5 protein-coding genes are annotated in these 5,348 nt (G+C 70.2%); all 5 read left to right on the forward strand.

Translation table 11 applies throughout. The features are described 5' to 3' along the window. The first annotated feature begins 102 nt into the window (after positions 1-102). The 5 genes from ACFWPJ_RS12900 (at position 103) to ACFWPJ_RS12920 (ending at position 5,332) form a co-directional block, all read left to right on the forward strand. The gene (locus ACFWPJ_RS12900) at positions 103-249 is read left to right on the forward strand and encodes a hypothetical protein (RefSeq protein WP_378850371.1); all 147 of its coding nucleotides are present in this window, start codon (positions 103-105) and stop codon (positions 247-249) included. Continuing rightward, positions 230-1,408, forward strand: coding sequence for a MacS family sensor histidine kinase (gene macS / locus ACFWPJ_RS12905; protein ID WP_378850373.1), 1,179 nt, complete (start codon positions 230-232; stop codon positions 1,406-1,408). The genes ACFWPJ_RS12900 and macS overlap by 20 nt, the downstream gene beginning before the upstream one ends. A gap of 14 nt (positions 1,409-1,422) precedes the next feature. Continuing rightward, positions 1,423-2,079, forward strand: a complete 657-nt coding sequence (locus tag ACFWPJ_RS12910; protein WP_378850376.1) for a response regulator — start codon at positions 1,423-1,425, stop codon at positions 2,077-2,079. Between the two features lie 122 nt (positions 2,080-2,201). Further along, positions 2,202-2,867, forward strand: coding sequence for a DUF1707 domain-containing protein (locus tag ACFWPJ_RS12915; RefSeq protein ID WP_378850379.1), 666 nt, complete (start codon positions 2,202-2,204; stop codon positions 2,865-2,867). An 842-nt stretch (positions 2,868-3,709) separates the two neighbouring features. Then, positions 3,710-5,332 carry a DUF2339 domain-containing protein gene (locus ACFWPJ_RS12920; RefSeq protein WP_378850382.1) on the forward strand — a complete coding sequence of 541 codons (1,623 nt, stop codon included), beginning with the start codon at positions 3,710-3,712 and terminating at the stop codon, positions 5,330-5,332. The last annotated feature ends 16 nt before the right edge of the window (positions 5,333-5,348 follow it).

Raw genomic sequence — 5,348 nt, forward strand, 5'->3', positions numbered from 1 at the left:
ACCGCGGGTTGGGTGTTGGGCGGTTTCGGGGGTGCGCTGCTGGCGGAGCGCCTGATGGCGGTCTGCAATACCGCGTTCCGGTACCTGCTCGCCTACTGACGGGTGGAGTTATACGGGGAGCTCGCCGGTGGTGAGGACCGGAGACTGTTCTCCGCCGAGCCGGACAAACCCGAGCCCGGCCGGTTCGACATCGCGCGCACGCTGCGCAAGGCCGAGGCGGAGTCCGGCGATGCGGACGCACACAGCTGAGCTGAGCTCGGCCGACGCGGCGACCGCGCCCCTGTGGCGGGCCGCCCAGGCTTTCCGGCTGGTCACGCTGCTGTACGCGATCGGCCAGCAGATCGCCTCGGTGCCCTACTATCAGCATCCGCGGCTGAGCTGGGTGCTGATCGCGCTGATGGCGATCTGGTCGGGCAGCTCCGCGCTGCTGCTCTCGCAGTGGTATTTCCCCACCGCGACCGGCCGGATCCGCGGCTGGGTGGTCTTCGGCGACCAGGTCGTGACGGTCCTGCTGATCGCCTCGACCCGGCTCGTCGCCGACTACGACTGGTACCACGGGCATCAGACCCTGCCGACGACGTTGTGGATCGCCAACTCGGTGATCTCGATGGCGATTCTGCGCGGGCCGGTGGCCGGGGTGGTCGCGGGGCTCGGGATGTCGGCGGTGGTCGTGACGGTGCGCGAGCAGTGGGGACAGGATGTGTGGGGCGATGCCACCGCGCCGGTGCTGGTGTCCGTCGGGCTGGCGCTGGGGCTGGCCGCCAATACGGCGCGGCGTGCCCAGGTGCAGCTCGAACGCGCGCTGCGGATCACGGCCGCTGCCCAGGAACGGGAGCGTCTCGCCCGTGAGGTGCACGACGGTGTGCTCCAAGTGCTCGCCTTCATCAAGCGGCGTGGCACCGAAATAGGTGGGCCCGCTGGGGAACTCGCGCAGCGAGCCGGAGAACAGGAAGTGGCGCTGCGGGTTCTGTTGTCCGAGCAGGCTGGGCGGCCGGATTCCGGTGATGCCGAGGTGGATCTGCGTCCGCTGCTCACCACGCAGGCCACCCCGAAGGTGTCGGTGGCGACGCCGGGGGATCCGGTGCGCGTGGGTCGGTCCGCCGCGCACGAGATCGCCGCCGCCGTGGCGACCGCGCTGTCGAATGTCGACCTGCACGCGGGACCGACAGCGAGAGCGTATGTGCTGCTGGAAGACACCGGTGACATGCTTGTGGTGAGCGTGCGTGACGACGGAGTGGGGATTCCGGCCGGCAGGCTCGCCGCGGCGGAAGCCGAAGGGCGGATGGGGGTTTCGCGATCAATCGTCGGGCGCATCGAAGCGCTCGGCGGCACCACCGAATTGCTGACCGGGGGCGACGACCTCGGCACCGAATGGGAATTCCGGATTCCGCGCCACCCGGCGCGCTGAGCGAAGGAGCGGCGATGGCGGACCAGGCCATCACGGTGATGGTGGTCGACGACCACCCGATGTGGCGCGAGGGCGTCTCCCGCGACCTCACCGAGGCCGGGTTCGCCGTGCCCGCCACCGCCGACGGGGTCGGCACGGCCACCCGCCGCGCCGCCGCGGTCCAGCCCGACGTGGTGCTGATGGACATGCAGCTCACCGACGGCAACGGCGCCACCGCCACCGCCGAGGTGCTGCGGGTGTCACCGCACAGCCGGGTGCTTGTGCTCTCGGCGTCGGCCGAACGCGACGACGTGCTCGACGCGATCAAAGCGGGCGCGAGCGGATACCTGGTGAAGAGCGCGTCGGCGGCCGAGCTGATCGACGCCGTGCGGGCCACCGCCGCGGGTCAGCCGGTGTTCACGCCCGGTCTGGCCGGTCTGGTGCTCGGCGAATACCGGCGGATGGCGACCGCGCCCGTCGCGGCGGATCAGCCGCATCGTCCGTCGCTGACCGAGCGGGAGACCGAGGTGCTGCGGATGGTCGCCAAGGGGCTCTCGGCCAAGCAGATCGCGTCACGGCTGAGCCTGTCGCATCGCACGGTGGAGAACCATGTGCAGGCCACGCTGCGCAAGTTGCAGCTCGCGAATCGTGTCGAGCTCACGCGCTACGCGATCGAGCAGGGGCTCGAATAGGGGCGGGACTGCCCTTGTGCCGGGGCTCGAACAGCCTGGGTGGTGATTCCGCCGTTCGGGTGACCTCGAATGGGGGTTTGCCCTGATGTGCCGCCCCCGACCCGCTGGCTACCCTCGATGACATGGGCGGTCCCGAATCCCTTTCCGTACCCGGTGCCACGACCTTCGGTCCCGTCGGCGACCGGGACCTGCGCGTCTCCGACGCCGAACGCGAACACGTCGGTCAACTGCTGCAGCGCGCCGTCGGTCTCGGCATGCTCTCGCTCGGCGAGTTCACCGAACGCATGGACACCGCGCTCGCCGCGAAGACCCGCGGTGAACTCAACGCCGTGCTCGTCGACCTGCCCGGCATGCGCGTGGCCGGCGCGCCCCAGCCCGCCGCCATGCCACGGCCGCGGCCGGTCCCGCCCGGCGGTTCGACCCCCGGCCTGATCCGCAGCCGACTCTCGGGCGTACACCGCCGCGGACCGTGGCAGGTCCCGCCGGTGCTGCACCTCAACAACCTGATGTCGGGCGTCACCCTGGACTTCACCGAGGCCGTCATGCAGACCCAGATCGTCGAGATCAAGGTCGACGACTACTGCACCGGCCTCACCCTGCTCGTCCCCGCCGCCGCCACCGTCGACCTCAACGGCCTGGACCTGATCGGCTCCAGCGTCAACAACAAGGTCCGCACCGGCCCGCCCATCGGCCCACTGCACCTGGTCGTCCACGGCCGCGTTCGCTTCGGCTCCGTCACCGCGAAGTACCCGCTGATGGTCCAATGGCGCCGCCTGCTGGGTTCCTGAGGCGATTCACGTAGGAGTCCCGCACCCCACCGGGTGTTTCTACTCATGCCCCGCGTGACCCGCGCGTCGACGATGAAGGCATGAGTACGTCGATCGATCCCGCGCTCGTCGCGCGACTCTCGGGTGAGTTCACCACGCTCGGCGCCCAGATGGGGCGGCTGGGTGGTGAGCTGGATGTGCTGCGCGCACAGTTGCAGGGGGAAGTGCATCGGTCGGCGGTCGATGCGCAGGCTGCGGCAGGTCCCGCCGATTCCCCGGTTCCCGGTGCTGAGTGGGCTGGCTGGGCATCGGATCCGGGCGGGATAGCTGCGGGAAGTGCGGCCGCTGGGGGCGAAAAGCCTGCTAGTGGTATGCCGGATCCGGTAACCGCCGCCGCTGAGAGTGCGGTGGCTACAGGTGTTTCGGGTGGAAGTGCGCCGGTTTCGGGTGGGGCGTCGGCTGGGTCTTCGGTTCCGGGTGGCGCGGCCGCTGGTGGTGGGGTGCCTGCGGATATGACCGCTGGAGGTGCGTCCGGCGGTGTCCCGCCTGGTGGGCTGCCGGTACCTGGTGGGGTGTCCGCGTGGGGCGTTCCGGTCCGAGGGGAAATGCCGGTTGGTGGTCCGTCGGTTCCGGGGGGAGCGCCTTTCAGCGGTGTGCCGGTTCCGGGGGGAGTCCCTGGTGGTGGTGCGCCGGTTCCTGCGGGGTGGACATCGGGGCGTGGCCCTGGTGCGCAAATGGCTGTGGCGCGATCAGGTCCGCAGTATGCGCCGGGGTATGGGGGTTGGGCCGGGGCTCCTGGGTTTGGCCCGGGTGGACGTTCGGCTGGGGTGGGGCAGCGGGCGGCTGGGTGGGTTGCGCCGCCGGTGCGGAAGCCTCGGACGCCGTGGTGGCAGCGGGAAGGGGTGATCTCTCGGGTGCTGGCGGTGGCCGGGGTCGGGGTCACGCTGATCGGTGTACTGATGCTGTTGGTGCTGGCTGCGCAGGCTGGGTTCTTCGGGCCGGTGGCGAGAGTCGTTGCCGGTGGGGTTCTTTCGGTCGGGCTCGTCGGTGCGGGGTGGCGGGTGTTCGGCCGTCCTGGTGGCCGGGTCGGTGGAATTGCCTTGGTGGCTACCGGTATTGCCGGTGCCTATCTGGATGTTGTCGCGGTGACCGGGTATTACCGCTGGGTGGCATCGGGGGTGGGGCTGGCGGTGGCGTTGGTGGTCGCGTTGGTCGGTGTCGGGGTGGCGATGCGATGGCAGTCGCAGCCGTTGGCCGTGGGTGTCGTCCTTGGGGCGGCGCTGTTGTCGCCGGCGTTGACGACCGAGCTGATGCTGCTGGGGTTCCTGGTGGTCGTGCAGGCCGCGGGTGTTCCGGTGCAGATGCGCAGGGAGTGGCCGGTTCTGCACGTGGCGCGGACGTTGCCCGTGGTGCTGGCCGCGCTGAGCGTGATCGCGCTCAGCGGGCTATCGGCCGCCATCTCCGGTGACGAGGTGGAGCAGCGCGGTGGACTGCTGGTCGCGGCGGTCGCGTGTGCTGTGGTCGGGCTGGTCGGCGCGGTATTCGTGGTGCGTCGCAAGTCCGGCGACATCACCGCGAGTATCACCATCGCCCTCACCGCCCTGCCGGTTTTCGCCGCGGCGATGCTGTTCGATCGTGTGGTGACCGCGTCGATCACCGGCGCGCTGGCCGCGATGCTGCTCGGTCTGGCCGCGACGACGCTCGTTCCCGGTTTCGCCGATCGGCTCGGGATTCCCCGGCACACCGCGCTGGTCTCCGCACTGACCGGCGCCGTGTCTCTCCTGCTGACCTGCGTCAGCGCTACCGGAAGCGACCCGCACCTCCTGCCGACGGCGCTGTTCGCGGTGGCATTGGCATTCCTCGCCGTCGCCGCGACGGGCCGCACTCGCGTGGGAGCCTGTGTCGGCATTGGCTTCGCGCTGCTCGGCGGACTGGTGCTGCTGACCATCGCCTCACCGGAAACCCTTGCGCTGCACCGACTCGCGGATCAGCGTCTCGATATCGCGACGGCTGCGGCGGCGGTGCTGGGGCTCGGCGTCGCGGCGATGGTGGCGTGGACGGTGCCCCGGCTTCCCGGCTGGGCGGATCAATCGCTGGTCACCGGTGTGTGGATCGCGGTGAGTATCGCCGGCCTGTACTACGTGCTCGTCGCGGCGGTGTCGCTGGGCGTATCTCTTGGCGGGGCGGACGGATTCATCCTCGGGCACAGTCTCGCGACGATCGTGTGGATGGTCGCGGCCACGGCCTCGCTGTTCTACGGGCTGCGCAGGCTGTCCCGGTCGCCGGCCGTCGCGAAGGTGTGCCTGGTGTCGGGTCTGCTCGTCGCCGCTGCCGCACTGGCCAAGCTCTTCCTGTTCGACCTGTCGACGCTGTCCGGTCTGGTCCGGGTGGCGGCCTTCCTGGTGGTCGGAATGCTCTTGCTGCTCACCGGAACTCGATACGCACGAGCCTTCGCGGATACGGCTCCTCCTCGCCCGACCGTCTGAGCGCGACGCTGTAACA

Source organism: Nocardia sp. NPDC058497 (genome assembly GCF_042720195.1).
Taxonomy (GTDB): Bacteria; Actinomycetota; Actinomycetes; order Mycobacteriales; family Mycobacteriaceae; genus Nocardia.

Excerpts from the sequence above, each read along its gene's own strand:
- ACFWPJ_RS12910 (WP_378850376.1), top strand. The coding sequence starts at position 1,423 with ATGGCGGACCAGGCCATCACGGTGATGGTGGTCGACGACCACCCGATG.
- macS (WP_378850373.1), top strand. The coding sequence starts at position 230 with ATGCGGACGCACACAGCTGAGCTGAGCTCGGCCGACGCGGCGACCGCG.
- ACFWPJ_RS12915 (WP_378850379.1), top strand. The coding sequence starts at position 2,202 with ATGGGCGGTCCCGAATCCCTTTCCGTACCCGGTGCCACGACCTTCGGT.